Origin of the sequence: Arenibacter palladensis, assembly GCF_900129275.1 — a bacterium.
Lineage (GTDB): Bacteria > Bacteroidota > Bacteroidia > Flavobacteriales > Flavobacteriaceae > Arenibacter > Arenibacter palladensis.
This window is the reverse complement of the sequence record NZ_FQUX01000008.1, coordinates 212,158-231,666: the sequence shown is the minus strand read 5'-3', so window position 1 is coordinate 231,666 and position 19,509 is coordinate 212,158. Positions and strand designations below refer to the sequence as shown.

Genomic DNA, 19,509 nt, shown 5'->3' with positions numbered 1-19,509 from the left:
TGCAAAGCTTCCATCCCTAAAATTTAATGGCATACCAATTCTAATGTACAATAGGTATTCTCAACTCCAATATAGAGTGGTTCCCCAGCACCTGCAAATTTAAGGTAGCCTTTGTGGCATTTAACCTTTTAACAATATCCCGACGATATTTAAGGTTGTTCAACTTCTGCATATCACAACGTTCGCTGTTGATTTGCATCGTATATAAAAGGTTTGATTTTTCTAGGGTCAAATGGATTTTACATTGGGAGGCGCATACATTTACCAATCCCAGAATACTATCTTTAAACAGCAAAAAAGCGTTGTGCCTATATTGCATGTCCAATTCTAGTGATTTTACCCTGTCGTCCACCAAAATTTCGATACCGGTATTGTGTCGGTTATTTAGGGCATCAATATACTCCTTCATCCGTTCTACTGTCTTTTCCATACTGTCATTATCCGGTGAAATACTCCAGAGCATATCATCCAAAGCGATAATCATATTGTGGCTTTTTGAATGGATTTGATCTATAAATTCCGTAGATTTTGTTGGGTCGCTCTTAGCTTTAATTTTGGCCATTTCACTTAAAATGTTAATCTGGCTGAGAGCTGTGTTTACCTCCTCATGAAGGCTAATGGCGATATTGCTTCGCATTTTGTGCACGGCTTCTTTTCGCTGCATTCTAATCTTATCCAACCAGAAAAAAATGAAACCAACCAATAGGGCAAGTAATCCGTAAAACCATCGGGTCTTCCAAAATGGTGTAGCAACGCTTATGTCCAATACCAATGGATTGGTGCCTTCCTCTCCTTCCGAATTGATCGAATTTGCCTTAAATTGATATGAACCAGGGGGTAGATAAGTGTACATTAGTTGGTGAGTCTTATCCGCTATTTCCCATCCATTGTCCAGACCCTCCAATTTATATTTGATGCCATAAGCAGTATTATATGACATTGTGGATAGGTCAATAGCTATCGAATTTTGGTTTGGGCCCAATTCTATGGTTTTTAACCTTAACAATGAATCAAGGGGCAACGACCGGTTCATCACTTTAAAATCCGTTATATTCACAACCGGATAGCTCGTATTGATTTTTACGGAAGCAGGGTCAAAAGCGACCATACTTTCCGAGGCACCATAAATCATTCTTCCATCGGGCATAACGTAGGAGGCCGACATTATAAAAAAATCGTTTCTGATACCATTATTCCTGTTGAATCTTATAAAAACCCTATTCTGTAAATTTACCCGGTACAGTCCTGCAGTAGATGAAACCCAAACATAACCGGTACTGTCTTTTTCCATGGATCGAATAAATCCCGATATGGTCTTATTGCTTCCCAGTGACAATAGATTTTTGCGCAACCTATTATAGAGAAGCACATTGGTACTTGTACCTATCACCGTTAGACTGTCATTGTAATCCAATATAGTTGCAACCATTTTATCAGGCAATTTTAACCCATTTGTGGCCCTATCATGAAAATGTAGGACCACCGAATCGGTTTTCGGGTCCAATACATATAGCCCTTTGGTATGCGTACCTACCCATACCAAGCCCTTGCTATCGATCATTATTTTATTCACCCGTACTTCGGGGATGGCCGTAAAATGTGAAATGCCTTTTTCAAAATTGACTTTTCCCTTTTTGGTATCCCATTTATAAACACCGTGTTCCTGTAAACCAAGCCAAAGATTTCCCTCTTTGTCTTCTTCAATCTCACGAATTCTACTCTTCAAGTTGGGGAGTTGATAGAACTTTACCTGTCTTTTTTGTTGATCATATTTATAAATACCGTTCTTTACTGCCATCCAAATAAACCCATCCTCTCGTGATCTACACATGTTGACTACAGTAGTGATTTCATTGGGAGGAAATCCTTTAATGGCAAGCGGCAGCGGTTTTAAATTGTGGTCATAGCGATATAAGTGGTCGTTCCAGACCCCCACCAAAACACTACCGTCAAGATCTTGAATAAAGGTGATAGGCGCACCTGTACCAATTTTGCCTGCCAATTTGGAAGGATGCCCTATATTGGTGAAAAATTCTTCGGCTGGATTAAAGCGGAACAAGCCATTGTTGCCAGTTGCTACCCAGATATTGTGTTCTCGCCCTTCGTTTAGGTTGGTGACAACAATGAACTCAATGCTGCGGTCGTCCACATAACCATTATGCACTTGCTCAAATTGCTTTTCTTTTTCCAAGTATTTAGCGAGAATATTGATGCCTGAAATCCAAATATTGCCATCATGCTGTTCCAAAAATTGGTGTATTTCATGGTGTCGGGGAACTTGATCAAGAAAGCCATATTTGTAAAGAACCACTTCCTTTTTTTGAAGGTCATAACTATATATATAGGGCAAGCCATCAGCCATACCCACATGCCATGCACGACCCCGACTATCAAAAAATAGTTTATTTGGGTTTGTGGTGTTTTTATAGTGTTCTATTATTATTTCCTGCCCTAGATTATTGTCGTTATGGCTTAATTGACCAGTGTTTTGGTCGTAAACTGCAAATCCTTGTTCGGAGAGGCACATCCATAATTTTTTCGTACCGGGTTGTGGTATGAAATCGACAATTTTCCATTCTGGTTTTGGGTTGAAGAAATTATGGTCGGCCGAAAATTCATGGTTTTCCTTATTGTAGGTGACCAACTCTTCCCCGGGAAGCAACAAAAAAACTGTTCCATCATCGGCGGCAATAAGTTTTTTAGGCATCGTCAAAGAAGCGAGCAGGACTTCATTTTTTACCTTTACTTGGGCCATTTCCACAGTAAAGGACTTATTGTCAAAAAGCCCTACACTGCCATCTAGAGTCAGTATCCAAAAATTTCTGTTGGCATCCAGAAGGACCTGTAAAATAGCTTTTGATAGTATAGAAGATGAATCGTTCTGGGCTTGCCCAAAATTCTTATAGCGTATTCCATCAAATCGCTGTAGGCCTTCATTGGTGCCGATCCAAATGAAGCCCTCATCGTCTTGTAAGGTAGAATTGACCTGATAAGAAAGAAGTCCGGATTCTTCGGTATAATGGGCAAAATTATAGCGCTTTGGTTCAGGCTTTTGGGCGCTGCCTGCCAAGGTATAAATCGCAATCGAAATATATAAAAATATATTTTTCAAGTGCCATTATTTAGGAATATCTAATTTAATAAACTCTGCTCAAATCATACCATATTTAAACCAATTCATACTGTGATTGATGCTGTTTGCCAAGACATGTAAATAATCCTACTTTTGGCCTTTCAAGGCAGCGTTGAAATGTTATTGGTAGTTTATTTCCGATGCCTTATGGGCCTACTCCAATTAAAGGAATTGTCAGCGTGTCGGGACAATGTCCAATCCTTTAGGCTTATTATAGGAATTACCCTTTGAACTTTTTAGTACATTTTTAAAACCTTGAAACTTGGTCAAGAAGATGTCTTCGATATACTATTATTTTGAAAATTATAGGGGGCTCCCAAAAAAAATGGCTCAACGATATAAGGCCGAATTGGCAAAAAAATGCCGTGGCTTGTAGAAGGAAGTTTACATATACATCAGGAATAAAATCAGTTCAAACCTACTTCTTTCCAGTTCATCCAATTTGAATTTTAAAACCTTCAGTTTGACTTTAATTTTACCAAAGAATTGGAAAAATACAATTTTTAATCAATTAAAAAACAAACATCATGAGAGCATTTAAAAGAGAATTGTTATTGCCATCAGAATCAAGAAAATATTCAACTTTCAAGAACTCAAATAGGGTTAACTGGTTTGAAACCAGACGTTTCAAATTCTGATTCTAAGCTTTGTGCAATAAACTTGTACAAGCCTATCTAGGAAATTGGGACAGTGGCTAATCTCACTGGCCCAATTTCCACCTAACAGAAATATTATACGCGGGGCCTTATTTTTAAGGAACCTGAAAACTAGTCAACAATTTATAAGACGCTATAACACATGAGAACATTATTATTTAGAAAATCGGTACTTGGTTTAAAAGAAATACAAAAGATCTTGATAATTACATTGTGCTGGGCGCTTGTACAATCGGTATTCTATATTTACAGATATTTTTCCACCATGGAATTTGTTCATTTGCACAATCTGACAGAAAGCTTTGAGTTTTGGCCCAACTTTATGGCCAACTTGTTCTTCAGTATTTTTATAGGCCTAATAGGGGGTACTATATTAGTGTACGGCAGATATGAAGTTTTCGGACAAAAATATTTTGAACACTGTGCAATTGGTTCAGGATTGCTTTTTGTACTTTGGTATTTGTTGCTGGCGTTCATTGGTCTTTTTCTATTAGGTTTAGTCTTTTATAACCTTCTGGGTGAAAGTGAATTTGCCTTTGCGCATTCAGTATATAATTTAATGGCTTATTTAAGCGTCCCATCATTTTTTGCCACTATGATAATCTGGGGGCTATTGTTTTCTTCCACACAATTTGTACTTCAAATCAATGATAAATTGGGACAAGGTGTGCTTTGGAGTTTTTTGACAGGCAAATACATCCAACCCAGGGAGGAAGAAAGAATCTTTATGTTTCTAGATCTTAAAGGTTCCACGTCCATAGCGGAGAAAATGGAGAGCGGCAAATTTTTTGAAATGCTCAAGGAAATCTATAAAGACATTACTAGACCCATTGTTGAGAGTTTGGGGGAGATTTATCAATACGTGGGCGATGAGGTGGTAATTTCATGGCCTGTGGAAAAGGGAATAAGAAACAATAACGCCCTTCATTGCTTTTATAGAATTGAAAGGACTATCGAGGAAAAGAAATCAAAGTATCTTGAAAAATATGGAGTGGTCCCAACTTTTAAGGCAGGGTTACATTTAGGAAAAGCGACCACAGGGGAGATTGGCGTAATCAAAAAGGATATCGTCTATTCAGGGGATGTTTTGAACACCACTTCCCGTATTCAAGCTTTGTGTAATCAATATGACGTAAAAATACTTGTTTCATCCGCTTTGCTACAGCTAATGAAATTAAGTGCTAAATACATGGCTATTCCTATCGGTGAAATTAGTTTAAGGGGTAAGGAACAGAAAATTGATTTGAATACTATACTGGTCAATTAAAGATATATCGATTATGAAACGAGTACTGGTAACCGGGGGATCAGGTAGTTTAGGCAAAGTTATTATTCGGGAACTTGTTCGCCTTGGATACCATCCCTCTATTCTAAGCAAGAAAACCAATTATATTTCCCCCACAGGAAGCACCATTCTTATGGGGGATTTAACCGATAAACGAAGCTTGCCAGATATCAACACTGACGTTATTATCCATTGTGCGAGTAATGCGATGGATTCAGAAAATGTTGATGTAAAGGGTACGGAACATTTAATTGGGGCGATCAATAAGGATTCTTCCCCTCACTTGATTTATATCTCCATTGTAGGTGTTGATAAAAGTACTTTTTCCTATTACACCCATAAAAGGAAAGCCGAAGTTATCATTGAAAATTCCAAAGTTCCATATACCATACTTAGGTTGACCCAATTCCATGACTTTGTGGTTCAACGCATGATATATAATCTGCAAGATGAAGAATCTCCGGAATTCAAAATTCCCGAAGGGTTGAAATTCCAATCCATAGACATCACAGATGCCTCCAAATACATAGCTGAGTTGGTGGAGAAGGAACCTCTTAACACAACGGTTACTTTGGGAGGACCCGAAGTCATGTCTCTTAAAGAAATGGCCCAAATTTATTTTAATCAGATAAATAGGGACAAAAAGGTAATAGAAGTGAGCGAGTCCACATTGGATAGCGAGTTCTATGCCATATTTAGATCTGGTAGTAACTTATGTCCTGAAAATAGGTATGGAAGTATTAGGTGGTCCGACTTTTTATCAAAAAGAATAATTGAAGGATAATAAAGTGGACTTGTTTATAAAAAGGTATGTATAGCTAGGGATGCAATCCATCATGGAACGAGCTCTAATATGAAGTACAGCATTCAGTTGGTTTGTGAATTGTCATATTAAGAATTAGGCTAGCAACAGGGTAGTTAGGGGTTGAGATAGCTTTTATAGGTATCATTAATGCTATGGGCAACAAACTAAGGGTTGTGGAGTTCCCTAAACTTATGTGGCTCCAATTAGTAGAAACTCAACCTTGTTTGCTGTTACTTGAACCGATCTAAAGGCTCAGGTTTGGCAGCTCACTTTTGCTTTAATTGGTCCAAAGGAAGGGGGGCGTTTAATACTCTTTTTTCCTGTGAAATTTCGTTTATTATAAATCGTATATTCAATTAATGCGATTTTTAGGACAGTTTAATACCTCTTTGCAGCACTTTATACACAATTACTTTCCGTGGCCAATGCTTAACGCTAATTTTGCCTATGTATACAAAGTAAGAGGTTAACATTGTTTAAAAAATCAACATCTTGAGGGCAATTAAAGAGTATTTTTAGTTGCCTACAGTATCCGGAAAGTATACTGCTTTTAGGTATGCCAAGAGAATGGATTTTTTTGTGACATGGCGATAATAGTTCTAAAGCCAGGGAAAAAAGAAGTGGGCTAAGAATGTAACATTTCAAATTCGGAAATTATGGAAAAGTGGCTTTTCATCATAGTAATGCTGTTGATTAGCATACAAAACATCGCTGGGCAGAATTTCGATACTTTTTCAATTGAAAATGTCAACGTTATTCCAATGACCGAAGAAGTAGTACTGGATAAGTAACGGGTCATTATTATGGATGGAAAAATAGTAAAGGTCGAGCCAACTTCTAACCCAATTCAATATCATGTAAGCCTAACCATCGATGGAACAGGAAAGTACTTAATTCCTGGATTGTCGGAGATGCACTATCACCTAAGAAACAATGATCCAAGCATTGATTTTAAACTACTTATTGCCAATGGAATAACCACTGCAAGGAACATGGCCGAACGTGATGGACAAGACCATATCGCAATTAGGAATAAAATTTCAGTGGGTGATTTGCTTGGACCCAATTATTATACCACCGGCCCTTATCTACAAGCGGATGATCTTCATAATTTGGAGCAAGTGATGGACGTGGTCAAGTCTCACATAGACAAAGGTTACGACTTTTTAAAAATTGCGGATAACCTTCCCCTGGAAATTTATTTAGAACTTTTGGAAGTAGGTGAGAAGAACGGAATTCCGATAATTGGCCATGCCCAAAGGAACCTTCCGCTGGAATATTCCTTGCACATGAAATCGATCGAGCATGTGGAAGAGTTTCTTTACATCTCAAAGGACGATAGTGGGAAAAAGCTTTATAATGAAGATTTGGCCGAATTAAGTAGAGTAGCACTTCAATTAAAACAAAGTGATATTTACATAGGTTCTACCCTGGTTATATTCGATTTTATAAATCAATGTTTGGACGATAAAAAATTTGCCGAGCTTCAAAATCATGAATTGGTAAAATATCTGCCTAAACAGGAACGGGAAAACTTTCTAACTGAAAAAAATGACTACCGCAAAATGAAAAATAGTGAATTTGAAGGGGTAAAGGCAGAAACCCTATTCGCTGACTACTTTCTATGGATAAAGGCATTTACCCGTATTTTAATTGATAATGGTGTACATCTGCTAAGCGGTAGTGATACCTATGGTATGGTAATCCCAGGTTTTTCGTTGCACAAGGAGTTTAAGTTTTTACAGGAGGCGGGCGTTGCACCTTACAACATCCTATTGGCAAGCACCGTTAATCCGGCACGTTACTTGGGTAAATATGCATCGGAGGGCACCATTGCAGCAGGAAAGAATGCCAACCTGGTACTACTGGCCAAAAATCCGCTGGATAATATTGAGAACACCCAAAGCATAGAAGGGGTCATGTTGAAGGGCCATTGGTTCAACGGGGCTCAATTGGATGTAATGTTGAAAGAGGTGGAATCTGCATACAAATGATTGAAGTTGGAATAATCATGAGCAGAGCAGCCAGAATAGAGGCCGTTGAAACCGGATCGACTGAAATGTATGGAAGAATGTTTACCCTTATGCATTTACATAAGGTTATCCATTTTTCAATTTGAACAGTTATCCGAAGCACTCATGTTATTAAAAGGTGGCGGCCATTTTGAAATGATCTGTATTAAATTAGAGTAGATTGGTTTAACATAAAATTGTGGTCATGAAAAAACAAGAACGACTAAATTCAAATATTAGACCCGATCAACTTGTGTTGGAATTTTTCGACCGGGTTTGGCATCCTCCACATGAACTGGAGGCAATTGATGAACTAATGACAGAAGATTACACCATTACGACCGGGGGAGTCAAAATAAAAGGAAGGGACAAGTTTAAGGATTGGGTAGGAGTATTTCAAAAATCACTTATAGATGCCAAAACGGAAAATGTGGAAATATTTTTTGATGAGCATAAAAACAAGGTCGTTTCAAGGTGGGTCTGTTCCGGTAAGAACAATGGTCTTTTCGGCCTTAGTCCTGATCAAAGATTTATTTCATTTACCGGAATAGCTATTTGGAAGGTAGACGGCAATAGGCTCGCGGAATGTTGGGTAGAAAGAAGTTCGTATGAGCTCTATCGCATGTTGATAGATGGAACGAAAGAAGCCAAGTTTGTTTAAATACATCAAAAAAAGTGCGAAAACGCTAGGCCTCACTTTTAAATATCACCCAAGGTCTATTGCGCCCATCAGGACCACTAACAGGGATCATTTTCCTTAACAGCCCTGCTATTGGGCTTTATGCCACGTCCGAACCTCTCCGCGTAATTATAGGTGAACTCCGCCCCAAAGAATAGGATAAGACAGGAGTAGGATACCCATAATAGAATTAATACAATAGTACCCGCTGCACCATAAGTAGACCCTGGTTCTGCCAGTCCGAAATAATAACCCAAGGCCGATTTTCCCAATACGAATAGGAGAGCGGTTAAAACTGCACCTACCTTTACGGTAGGCCATTTTACCTTGGCATCGGGAAGATATTTGAACATTAGCCCAAAAAGGACCGATATAATGGCAATGGAAATTAGAAAATCAATGGTATAAGCTGCATAGAGTAGCACATCGGGCAAAACCTCGCGTATAAAGTCGTTAAGGATCGATATGGCAGCCGTAACTATGAAACTGATAAGCAATAGAAAACCGATCGCCAGAATAAAGGCAAAACTCAATACACGGTCTATGATCACTTTTTTTATTTTCACCTCTGGGTCCGATTTAATTCTCCAAATGGCGTTCAATGAAATTTTTAAGTGATATACTACCCCAGTAGCGGCAAAAAGAAGAATACCGATACCAATAATGGAGGATAGGGTACTTTTTTCTACGCTTTGAGTTTCCTCTATCATAGCTTGGATAGATGTTGCAGCGTCACTACCCAGGGCCATGGAAAATTCCTCTGTTAGTTTTCCCTGTACTATTTCCGTTCCCCAAACTGCCCCAACAACATTTACAATGATCACCAATAGGGCGGGTAGGGAGAGTATGGCGTAATAGGCTACCACCGCACTGGACCTAAAAGGGTCGTTGGACAACCATGACTTATAGGTTTCAACGATCAAACTGGGCAAGGCTTTGAAAGAGAATTGTTCGGAATTATCGTTGTCCATACTATTTTGTTTTTTATTAGTGAAACTCAATTTTGAGAAGTCAGTAAGACGCACTTAAAATTGCAAGTTGAACTAATCCCGCCTTTTTCGGCGGGATCTAGGTTCAATACCCCGACCCTTGGGTCTATTCCTAATATTGGGTGCAGGGCTTGCCCTGAGGTTTAATACCTTTTATTGTATCAACCTGAAGGGTAACTTAATCCAAAATCTTTGAATTTCTTGACGTTAATCCATTCAATTTTGATCCAATTTGTCGGAGTCCTTAATTTTAAAAGTAGAAATCTTTGGTAGGCCCAACGTTTAAGGAACTTAAAGAACAATGCTTTCCAGGAAGTGAATGTGCAGTCTGGATTTTGAATACGTGTTGATTGCATTAATAAAATTAGTTATTGAATTACAGTTGGTTATGGGATTGGTATAACTTTAAATTGTTTGGATTATATAGTCAGCCTTGGCTGAAAATATTGGTCTGAATATAAATTTTAATAACTAAAACATTAAATTATGAGAAGTATACTTTGGTTAGTCGCTGTTATTTGTATTATTATTTGGCTCTTGGGTTTCTTTGGCATAGTGGCCGGAATGGGAACCAGTAATCTGATCCATATTCTTTTGGTAATCGCTATTATTGCCGTTCTTTACAATATTATATCGGGACGTAAGCCTCTTTAATATTATGTCAATAAAATAGCTTGGAGCTCTTTTTTCCTATATTGTATGTTCCCGATTTTAGATCCAATACGGCAAAAGCTAAACTGGAGACTATTATTGGAAACAGACCGATTATGTATTTTTCAGAATCGTGATCTTGGGATTTTATTGGAAGGTTCTATACTATGGAATTCCAGGCTCTTTGTAATTTAAGGTATTCACTGTAATGATCATATAAAAGATAATTAACACATAAAATAACTTTTAAATAGATATTGACCCTATTAATTAGGCATTCCCACTATGACGCATATCCATCCTAAAATAATTCGACAAATATTTAGTTTATTGCTCATCATTATGTTGGGAGGCCTAATATTTCAGGCGATACTGCCTTATTTTTCTGGTGTTTTGGGAGCCATAACCATTTATGTGCTTTTGCGTGCACCCATGTCAAAACTTGTAAAAAAAGGGTGGCCTCCAAATCTGGCTGCGGTTGTTTTACTTATAGGATCATTCGTTTGTATTTTGTTACCTGTTTCCGGAATTGTTCTTATGTTGGGTAATAAGGTGGAGAGTGCCATTCAAAATTCCGAAAAAGTTATTTCTGCGGTGGAATCCCAGCTGGCAGCCTTGGAAAATAAATTCGGTTATGATTTTACTTCCCAAATTGATCCCAGTGGGGTGTCTACATGGCTTTCCAACAACCTTCAAGGCCTGGCAGGTGGAACCTTTAATGTTTTTATTGCTGTTGGTATCATGTATTTTATGCTTTTTTATATGCTGACCAATCGTCGGGAATTACAAGAGTCCTTATTTAGGTATATTCCAATTAGCCAGGAAAATCTAAAAATTATCAGCGATGAAATTGGGACTATGGTACGTTCCAACGCTCTGGGAATCCCTTTGGTGGCCCTGGCACAAGGGATAATTGCGCTAATTGGGTTTTTAATATTTGGGGTTCAAGCTCCGTTCTTCTGGGCTGTTATAGTTACCATTGGTTCAATGGTGCCCTTCATTGGGGCGTTGTTAGGGATATTACCTGTATTTATTCTTTCTTTTGCCGAAGGCAACAATTTTCAAGCTTGGGGAGTTCTGCTTTATGGCCTCATCGTTGTTGGGTCTACCGATAATTTGTTCAGGCTCTATGTACTTAAAAAGTTGGATAATGTACACCCCTTAATTACATTGATCGGAGTAATTGTTGGTGTGCCCATTTTTGGATTTATAGGACTTATATTTGGTCCCCTGCTTATTAGTCTTTTCCTGATTATTGTGCGAATGTACAAAAAGGAATACGCCAAGGACAATACGGATAAGCTATAAGTGCTGTTTTAATTAGGTCTTTTTTTAACAGTTAACAACTTTCTTTTCTACTACCCTTTTCTTGCGCTAGGCCGGTCTGCGGTGGGCAGGGACCGCCCAAATAATTAGGCAAGATTCCACGGATATACCATTTAAACTTCTAAGGAAATACATAACTGACTATATTTTTAATATAGGCTCCAACCAAGGTTTAAGTTTGCTTCCATACTACTCATCTACAAAAAAAAAACAACCCCCACAAGAATGTAGGGGTTGTTCAAAGAGATTTATACTCTTGAGTTCGAGGCTATAGATTATCGATCTCCTCTTTTAATTGCTCTTTTCTCTTTCCGGTTTTTTCTTGCAACCGGCCCAAGAATTCCTCGAACTTACCTTCTGAATAAGTTAGGTCATTGTCCGTAAGATCACCGTATTTTTGTTTGAACTTACCTTTGACCTGTTTCCATTTTCCTTCCAATTGATCACTGTTCATAGTATTTTTGTATTTAAGGTCTGCTAATAATAGGCAGACGGGTTAATAATTTATCTACACTAAAATTAGACCTAAATGACTATAGGCAATAGTTCAAAAGATTCCAATTTTGATCCATTTGCTTGATAATGAAAATTTTATGATTTTTTTAATAGAATGGATACCTAAATTCTAGGAAGCATTAAAATGGGTATCCTATGGCGAAATTGAAGATGAGATTATTGCTGCCCCCATCAAAAAAGGGAATTCTGACACGTTCACCTTCGGGCAGGTAGGGAACCTGTAACGGAGAAGCAAAATCGAACCTCAATACAAAGCTCTGTATGTCTATCCTAAGGCCCAGGCCCACACCTATACCTAATTCCTTGGCCCAATTGGAGCTAAATTTTCCATTGGCTATCAATTCTTCGTTGAACTCGCGACTCTCTAATGGTTCATCCTCTGAAATTTCGAACTCATTGGTCAACCAGACGTTTCCGGCATCGGCAAAAATGGCTCCTTTAAAATAGGACCATATTGGAAATCGGTATTCCAGGTTGGCTTCCAATTTTAGATTACCGGACTGGTCAAAAAAGGAAGAGGTGCCATTTTCTTCGGAATTGAAGGTGCCTGGACCCAGCGATCTAATTTTAAATGCCCTTACACTATAGGGCCCTCCGGAAAAAAATTGCTTTACAAAGGGTAGGGTGGTGGAGTTACCGAAAGGAACACCCCATCCGCCATAAAGTCTGGCTACCAAGGCTTGTTCTTTTTTCCATTTTAAATAATATCGAATATCAATATCGGCCTTGGCATACTGGGCATATTCAAGTCCAAAAATGGTGGTCTTTGAACCACTAAGGAGATTTAAAGTATTTCCTGCAATATCCAAACTTGTAGAGATGAAAAATGGATTGTTTTTGTTGCGGTCTACCAATTCGTTGTAGGTGAAGGTATAATTTAGTCCGGCAATAAACTGCTGTTCAAAACTTTGACTCAGAAATGGATTATTGTCCAAAATGGCCGTAAATTCTTCAGTGGTTTTGGAAAGTTTTACATAGTTGACATTAATTGGGTTGAGTTCGTGGTAAACAAATCTATTGGCGTTCCAGGTATATCCAAAGGACGCGTTAAACGAATTTAAAGTATAAAGTTTGGTGCGCTTTAAGAAATCGGTTCCCAAACTTATTTTGGTTTTGGGTACGGCATATTTAAAACTTTTTGGTGAAAACGGAAGGAGGGAAGGTATTATTAAATCTGCTTTCAATCCCCCAGCAATACTACTTAGGCCGGTATTTTTTCCTCCTGAAAGCTGTGTCTCATAGGCGAAGTTTCCTGTAATGCCAAAGGTCTCGCCCCCTTTAAACAGGTTCCGGTTGTTGTAGGTAACGGCTATTCCGGGACCGGCAAAACCGTTGGATTTTGTAACTCCCTGAAATTCTGCACGAACCGACCTTTTGGTGAGGGGCGAAAGGTATATATCCGCGGACAGGGATCCTACACTATCCGTAGCCGATGTGTCCTTTTCATTGAATCTAATATTCACGAATTTATAGGTGCCTAAGGAAGACAGACGATTACTGGTAAGACTGGCCGTTCGTGAATTGTATTTTTGACCTAGTCCAAACAAAATATACGGCTCCAGTTTTTCTGGTTTAAAAAATTCTTCTTTCTGAAAAAAACTTATACCGTTGATCGTTGAGACTCTGGAGGGCGTAAGGGTATCCGTATCGATCGAATAGTTGGGAAATACGGCAATGGAATCAATGGTATAGGGAATAAGGGACTTTTTGGGAACGTTTTTTTTAAGCCTTAGAAAAAGATCGAACTTCTTGTTGTCATAGCGATTGGTATCGACTTCAAAAATTAAAAAATCGGGATTAAAATTGTAATATCCCTTTTGCTTTAGTTCTTGGTCTATACGTTCCCTTTCATATTTCATCAGTTCCAGGTCGAAACGTTTTCCTAGCTTTATTTCTGTTTGGGTCAGCGCCTTGGATATATCGTTATAAATTGGCAAAGAATCTTTATCCAACTTAAATTGTTCAAGGGTATAGGGCTGTTGGAGTTCCACTTGGTATTTAAGGGCCGCATGTTTCTTGGTACTGTCCAATTTGGAAGATACTTTGCTGTAAAAAAAGCCACGATTGTCCAAGCGGTTCAGCATTAGTTGCTTTATACGTTGTGGATTTACATCGGATAGGTATATTGGTTCTTCCCCAAACTTTTTATTGAGCCATCGGTTTAGAAAACCTGGATTTTTCTTTTGAGCTTTGTAATGGAAGTACAGCCCGGGCCTAATCCCAAGAATTTTGGAATTAGGTTCCGGTTGCAATAAGGTATGCAGTTCTTGGGAGACCTTTTTGGTCTTCCCTATTTCTTTATTGGCTTCTATGTTGATCTTGCTACCCGTATATAAGGATTCCCCATTTGGAATAAATTTATTTACACCGCAGGAATATAGACTTACTGTTATTAGCAATATCAGGGCATAGTAATATGTTATGGTTGCCTTCAAAATCCTATTTATTTTTTTTATCTCCCTTCTCCTTGTCCTCAGTGGTACTTGTCTCTTTCAGGGGATTGAATAACTGACTAAACTTATTGAATTCCCTGTTGAAAATCAGGGCTATTCCTGTGACGATCAATTGACCGTCTATGATATTTTCGTACTCGTTCTTTCTAAAGCCCCTTAGTCTATAACGCCCATCTTTGGTAAGTAAATACTCTAGGCTTACGTTTCCAATAATCGGGGTTTCTTCTTGGCCAGATTGCGCACTCCCTTCCACATCCACAGCACTGCCCGCCGTTACTACCAACCTATCATCGAACAATTTTTTCTTGGCATTGATGTTCAATTGGGTGCGGTCCTGTGGACTATCTCCTTGATAATCCGTAAAACTATCCAGGTCAAAATCGACCTCAAATCCCGATTTTCCAAAAACCTTGTCGGAAAAGGCGTTGATCTGTCCAGAAAGCACCTTGTTTACATTGTCCCTTGCAATGGCTGCCGTACCTCCCATACTTCCATCACTGCCAGAATCGGGGTAAAACCTATTAAGAGCCAATAAGGCAAATACTTGTTTGTTCAACTCTGCTTCTTGTTGGTTTAACTGTTGCACCCTACCGTAAACAGCCCCTCCAAGGGAGCCTTGTTCGTCTTCGGGCATATCCAGTCTAAAGGACAGCTTTGGTTCCAACAATTCCCCGTCAACATTAAGGTATACCAAAAAGGGTAGTACTTGGCGGTATTTGTTGACAACACTTATATCCTCACCGGAAATAACGGATGACATCAGAGGTGATGCCGAAGTTTCCACCTCGTATACAGCGGTTACGTCCAGTTTGGCGTCCGTTGGGTCGCCCTGCCAAACAATGGTACTACCTGGGTTGATTTCAAACCTTCGTTTTACCAGATTGTACAAAGAAGTCTCATAATGCCCAGCATTTAGTTCGTACCGGCCAGTGAGATTTGTTGAGCCGTTGGGTTTTATATTCAGATTTAGGGTTGCATTGCCAGATACTTTAAGGTTATCTCCGGTACGCTCATCAATGATGATGTTAAAATCCGAATCGTCCGCAATTTCCAAAATAACATTAACATCCATGCCGGAAAAAAAAGCGGGGGTTTCTTCCTGGTCATTTCTGGTGAGGATGGCATCGGGATTGTCACGGTTAACAAAAAGGACCACTCCTTCACGCTCCTGTACATCCAACTGCTCTTTGGGGACTACGTAGGTAATATTGGTTATTTTACGGACCCGGATTCTCCCTTCTATGACCGGGAGCTTTAAATAGCCTTTGACACTTAGGTCCAGATCAAAACTGGACTTGCCATAGAACAATTCGTTATCTTCTTTTGTGGAGTTTAGGGCTTGGAATTGTTCGGCATTTAGGCTGATGTTGAATTTGGGATTTGTTAATTCTTCAGTGCCAATGGAACCGTTCATTTTAAAGTTGCTGCCATTGGCGTCCGTAATCTGAAAATTGTCCATATAAATCCCCTTGTTATCAATTTTAAGGGTTTCATCGGAAATTCTAAATACAGAATTTAACGTTGCCACATTAAAATCAGTGTCGTGAAAATTAACGGAACCGGAATATATAGGGGAAGAAGTTGTCCCGGAAACATCAATATTTCCGGATAGCGTACCATGGGAATCTTTCAAACTTCCCTGGGAGAATTTTTCTATAAACTGGAGGTCTATCCTATTTAGATCCAGATCCAAATTTAGTTGTGCACCAGTTTCGGATGCGGCATAATCCCCGTTAAGGTCAATATCTGCGCCGCCGCCTTTTAAAGCTAGATTAAAATCGTAGGTTCCATTAGTTTTGGAATTGGCATTCAGACTTAGATTGCCAAGGGCATGTTCCAAAATTTCTAAATCGGTTATATTAAAATCTGCCACGATCCCAGTGGCACCGAATAGATTTTCAAGGGTGAAATCCCCGTTCACAATCCCAGATGCCAAAGGCCTATCGGGGTTTAGCATGCCTATAAATGTCTGAAGTCTAAATTGCTCAAAGGTTAGCCTAAGAGGTTTTTCCTCCTTTTCGGAAACTACGCTTACAAGGCTTAATTTTTGTGAATTTCTTTCTAAGGTTACCTTATGGAATTCCAAAAAGTTCTCTGCTATGGATATTTGATTGTCCTGAGGAATGGTCCATTCCTTTTTATTAAATATTAACTCCAAGGGATTGATATGGAGTAGGGTGGTGTCCCTGGCCAGCGTTATTTCGGAAGCAATGTGCGTTATTTTTTCATTGCCATCATAAGAACTGAAATCCACCAATAATTGCCTATTGTCCAACCTACCCTCCAATGTGGTTCTTCCAAGGTCCACCGGATCGGCCAGGAGGTTGGCCAGACCTGCCTTGAAATTGAGATTCGTAGCATCCCCATTTATGGAAAAGCTTAGACTGTCAAGTGCCATTCCCTTATATCTGGTATAGGGTATTTGTAAGTCCGACACCAAGGTTCTTTTGGCCGCATCAAAATTGGCGTGCGCACCAATAGAGTCCAATTGTTCCAGATCCTTTAAAAATACCTTGGTTAGTATGGAATTTGGAATCAATTTCAATTCCATTTTTAGTTTTAAAGTGTCGGCAGCGGAGGTATGTACTATTGAATCTTGAAAATAATTTTTAAAATATTGTTTTAAGGAAGTGTTTATACCTTGTGGAGAGCCGTTGGAATATAAATTCCCGCTAAGAAAATCACTGATAATGGCAACTTCCGTATTAAGGGTATCGATTTTGGATTTAATTTCCACTTCACCCATTTGGTATTGTTGTCCATCATAAACAGCCACCCCATTTTTTATTGAAGCGTCCAGTATAAAGTCTTTTGGGTTGCCAGTGAAATCGGCTTCCATTTCCAGCCCAGCCTTTATATTTTCCGTAGTAATTCCAAGGGCTTGAAGGTCCGCACCAATTACATTTAGTTGTAGGCCATATTTTGAATTTGAGGAATTCAAATCTACTCCTGTCCTGGAAGTAAAATTTAGATTCTCATCCTTGAAATTGAGGTTTATGTTGCCTTTTCCGTTACGGATTTTTCCATTGAGATCCAGATTGGCAAAATCGTAATTTTTGAAGGAAAGTTGGTCGAATTTGGAATCCATTTCAGCATTCAAAGTAGTGATACTGCTACCGCTTCCGGATGCATTTATAGTAAATGCCACGGTGCCCAGTTGATCATTTTGTAACAACTTGCCCAATTGTAGATCGCTCACTTGAAGGTTACCGTTAAAGTTAATCGTATTTAGATTGGAATAGTTTCCTGTGATTTGGGCAGTGCCTTCGGGAATTTTTACAAGGGCTTCCCCGGAAACGTTTTTTAAACTGCCCTTTGCCTTGGCTTCGACCATAATAGTCTGGGGCAGCGAAATATTCAGGTCCTTTTCGGTTACAAATAACTCTAGGTCGGCAATGGTGGAGGTGGCTTTGAAGGTTGAAATATCAAAGGCAAGTGAATCGGGTTCAGTTACCCGGAATAATTGGCCTTCACCTGTCAAGGCAGTGTTGCTCCAATTCAAGTTTAATTTGGATAAGTTCAGATCAGCAAGTGTCCCCTGTAAATTTAAATTTCCATATATGGGATGTTGTTGGCCAATAGTAAAATATTCATTTTCTGTTAGGGTAGGCTCAAAATAAAGGGCATCCTGAAGTGCCAGTTTTATTTGGTTGAATTGCAGGTCTACCTTTGTGTTCCCTGGGGAATCTATTAGTTTTTGAATTGAAGGATAATCCAATGAGAATTCTCCATCCAAAGTACTTGAGCCGGTCTCCATTTTTAAGCCCGAAACGGAGGCCGAGGTATCGTTGAGACTGGCGTAAAAGGCCAATTGGTTTAATGCGAAGCCACTTTTTTCCAAGAATGAAAACCGGTCCAAGTTTAGACTGGCATTTTTAGGTTGGTAGTTGAGGTCCGTGGCGTTTAAGGTAAGATTGGACAAGGCTATATGGTTGGGGTTAAATTGCCCTGTGGAAGATGGAGTATTGTTTAACTGGTAAAGTAAAGAATTGTTTTCGAGGGAAATTTTATTTGCAGCCAATGTGAAATCGGGCCAAGAAAAGGCTGACTTTCTTGTAGGAATCGCTGTAGAATCCGTTACCACGGGGTTATCCTTTTGGAGTTGTAGGGAAATGTCCGAGTTTTTTAGGGACAACAATGCTATTTCCACCTCGTTTTTCGCAAGATCAGCTTTGGGAAGGTCCAGTTTAAATTCCCCCAATCTTACCTTTGCCACTACATTTTCAGGTATGGAATTGTATTCCATTAGAATATTGTTCAAATTTAGTTCGTTGATCACCAAATAGGGGAATTTAGTGTCCGGATTGTCCTGTGGGGCAAAAGGTTTGCTTTGTTTGTATTGGATTTTGGTATCCGCTAATGCCACTTCGTCCAACTCATAATTCATGGTTTCAAGATCGGTCTTATCGGCATTTATATATAGGGTGCCCATGTCCAGTTTGGCCTCTAAACCCGAAGCCCTATCATTATAGGATAGTTTAAAGTCGGAAAAATCAAGAGTGCCTATTTTTACCTTCATAGCTGCGGCATTGGACTGTTGGGAAATGGTATCCTTCGATGTCAAGGCATCTATGAGAAATTGGTAATTAAATTTCTCCGAATCGGAATTTCGTTCAATCTGAGCGCGCAAACCTTCCCATTCAAGTGACTTTAAATTCAATTCATTTTGGAACAACAGGGCTCTAAGAGGCACATTTGCCTCCATGGTTTTGGAGTACAGTAGGGTATCCCCTTTTTGATCCTCCAGGTATAATCCTTTTAAAAAAGCGTTCCCTGAAAAAGTTATAAATAGTTGGTCTATTTCAACTTTGGTGTTGGTCCTGCCGGATATGTAATGTGTTGCCTTGTTTACTATGAAATTCTGGGCCCATGGGCTTCTAATGATAAGTACCAATGCAATAAAAAGCAAAGCAAGTACCAAAACAACTTTGGCGGCCCTTCTAAGAAATCGATATTTTGACTTGGTTGTTGTCATAGTTCGTAGCCCAAAGATCATCATTAGCG

12 protein-coding genes are annotated in these 19,509 nt (G+C 39.1%); 7 read left to right on the top strand and 5 right to left on the bottom strand.

Annotated elements, in window-relative coordinates; all coding sequences use genetic code 11:
* Positions 1 to 40: 40 nt before the first annotated feature.
* Positions 41 to 3,112, bottom strand: coding sequence for a ligand-binding sensor domain-containing protein (locus tag BUA60_RS18640; protein ID WP_072864368.1), 3,072 nt, complete (start codon positions 3,110 to 3,112; stop codon positions 41 to 43).
* Positions 3,113 to 3,931: 819 nt separating this feature from the next.
* Between BUA60_RS18640 and BUA60_RS18635 the strand changes: the two genes are divergently transcribed.
* The 5 genes from BUA60_RS18635 to BUA60_RS18620 all read left to right on the top strand — a co-directional run bounded on the left by BUA60_RS18635 (position 3,932) and on the right by BUA60_RS18620 (position 8,552).
* Positions 3,932 to 5,056, top strand: coding sequence for an adenylate/guanylate cyclase domain-containing protein (locus BUA60_RS18635; protein ID WP_072864366.1), 1,125 nt, complete (start codon positions 3,932 to 3,934; stop codon positions 5,054 to 5,056).
* A gap of 13 nt (positions 5,057 to 5,069) precedes the next feature.
* Entirely contained in the window at positions 5,070 to 5,858 is a 789-nt protein-coding gene (locus BUA60_RS18630) for an SDR family oxidoreductase (protein WP_072864364.1), read from the top strand.
* A 677-nt stretch (positions 5,859 to 6,535) separates the two neighbouring features.
* On the top strand, positions 6,536 to 6,670 hold the full coding sequence (locus tag BUA60_RS23410; protein WP_262483047.1) for a hypothetical protein: 135 nt from the start codon (positions 6,536 to 6,538) through the stop codon (positions 6,668 to 6,670).
* A 12-nt stretch (positions 6,671 to 6,682) separates the two neighbouring features.
* On the top strand, positions 6,683 to 7,873 hold the full coding sequence (locus BUA60_RS18625; RefSeq protein ID WP_072864362.1) for an amidohydrolase family protein: 1,191 nt from the start codon (positions 6,683 to 6,685) through the stop codon (positions 7,871 to 7,873).
* Positions 7,874 to 8,096: 223 nt separating this feature from the next.
* Positions 8,097 to 8,552 carry an ester cyclase gene (locus BUA60_RS18620; RefSeq protein WP_084532685.1) on the top strand — a complete coding sequence of 152 codons (456 nt, stop codon included), beginning with the start codon at positions 8,097 to 8,099 and terminating at the stop codon, positions 8,550 to 8,552.
* 77 nt (positions 8,553 to 8,629) lie between these two features.
* Here the strand turns inward: BUA60_RS18620 and BUA60_RS18615 are convergent, their stop codons facing one another.
* Positions 8,630 to 9,541: a YihY/virulence factor BrkB family protein gene (locus BUA60_RS18615; RefSeq protein ID WP_072864360.1), complete on the bottom strand. Its 912-nt coding sequence runs from the start codon at positions 9,539 to 9,541 to the stop codon at positions 8,630 to 8,632.
* Positions 9,542 to 10,045: 504 nt separating this feature from the next.
* Between BUA60_RS18615 and BUA60_RS22900 the strand changes: the two genes are divergently transcribed.
* Positions 10,046 to 10,213, top strand: a complete 168-nt coding sequence (locus BUA60_RS22900; RefSeq protein WP_139827138.1) for a lmo0937 family membrane protein — start codon at positions 10,046 to 10,048, stop codon at positions 10,211 to 10,213.
* Between the two features lie 282 nt (positions 10,214 to 10,495).
* Positions 10,496 to 11,518 (top strand): AI-2E family transporter, encoded by a 1,023-nt coding sequence (locus BUA60_RS18610; RefSeq protein ID WP_072864358.1) that lies wholly within the window; start codon positions 10,496 to 10,498, stop codon positions 11,516 to 11,518.
* Positions 11,519 to 11,804: 286 nt separating this feature from the next.
* On the opposite strand, the gene BUA60_RS18605 is transcribed toward BUA60_RS18610, so the two are convergent.
* The 3 genes from BUA60_RS18605 to BUA60_RS18595 all read right to left on the bottom strand — a co-directional run bounded on the left by BUA60_RS18605 (position 11,805) and on the right by BUA60_RS18595 (position 19,480).
* A complete protein-coding gene (locus BUA60_RS18605; protein WP_031443147.1) occupies positions 11,805 to 11,990 on the bottom strand; it encodes a CsbD family protein in 186 nt (61 codons plus the stop codon).
* 181 nt (positions 11,991 to 12,171) lie between these two features.
* Entirely contained in the window at positions 12,172 to 14,487 is a 2,316-nt protein-coding gene (gene tamL / locus BUA60_RS18600; RefSeq protein ID WP_072864356.1) for a translocation and assembly module lipoprotein TamL, read from the bottom strand.
* Positions 14,488 to 14,491: 4 nt separating this feature from the next.
* The gene (locus BUA60_RS18595) at positions 14,492 to 19,480 is read right to left on the bottom strand and encodes a translocation/assembly module TamB domain-containing protein (RefSeq protein ID WP_072864354.1); all 4,989 of its coding nucleotides are present in this window, start codon (positions 19,478 to 19,480) and stop codon (positions 14,492 to 14,494) included.
* Between the last annotated feature and the right edge of the window lie 29 nt (positions 19,481 to 19,509).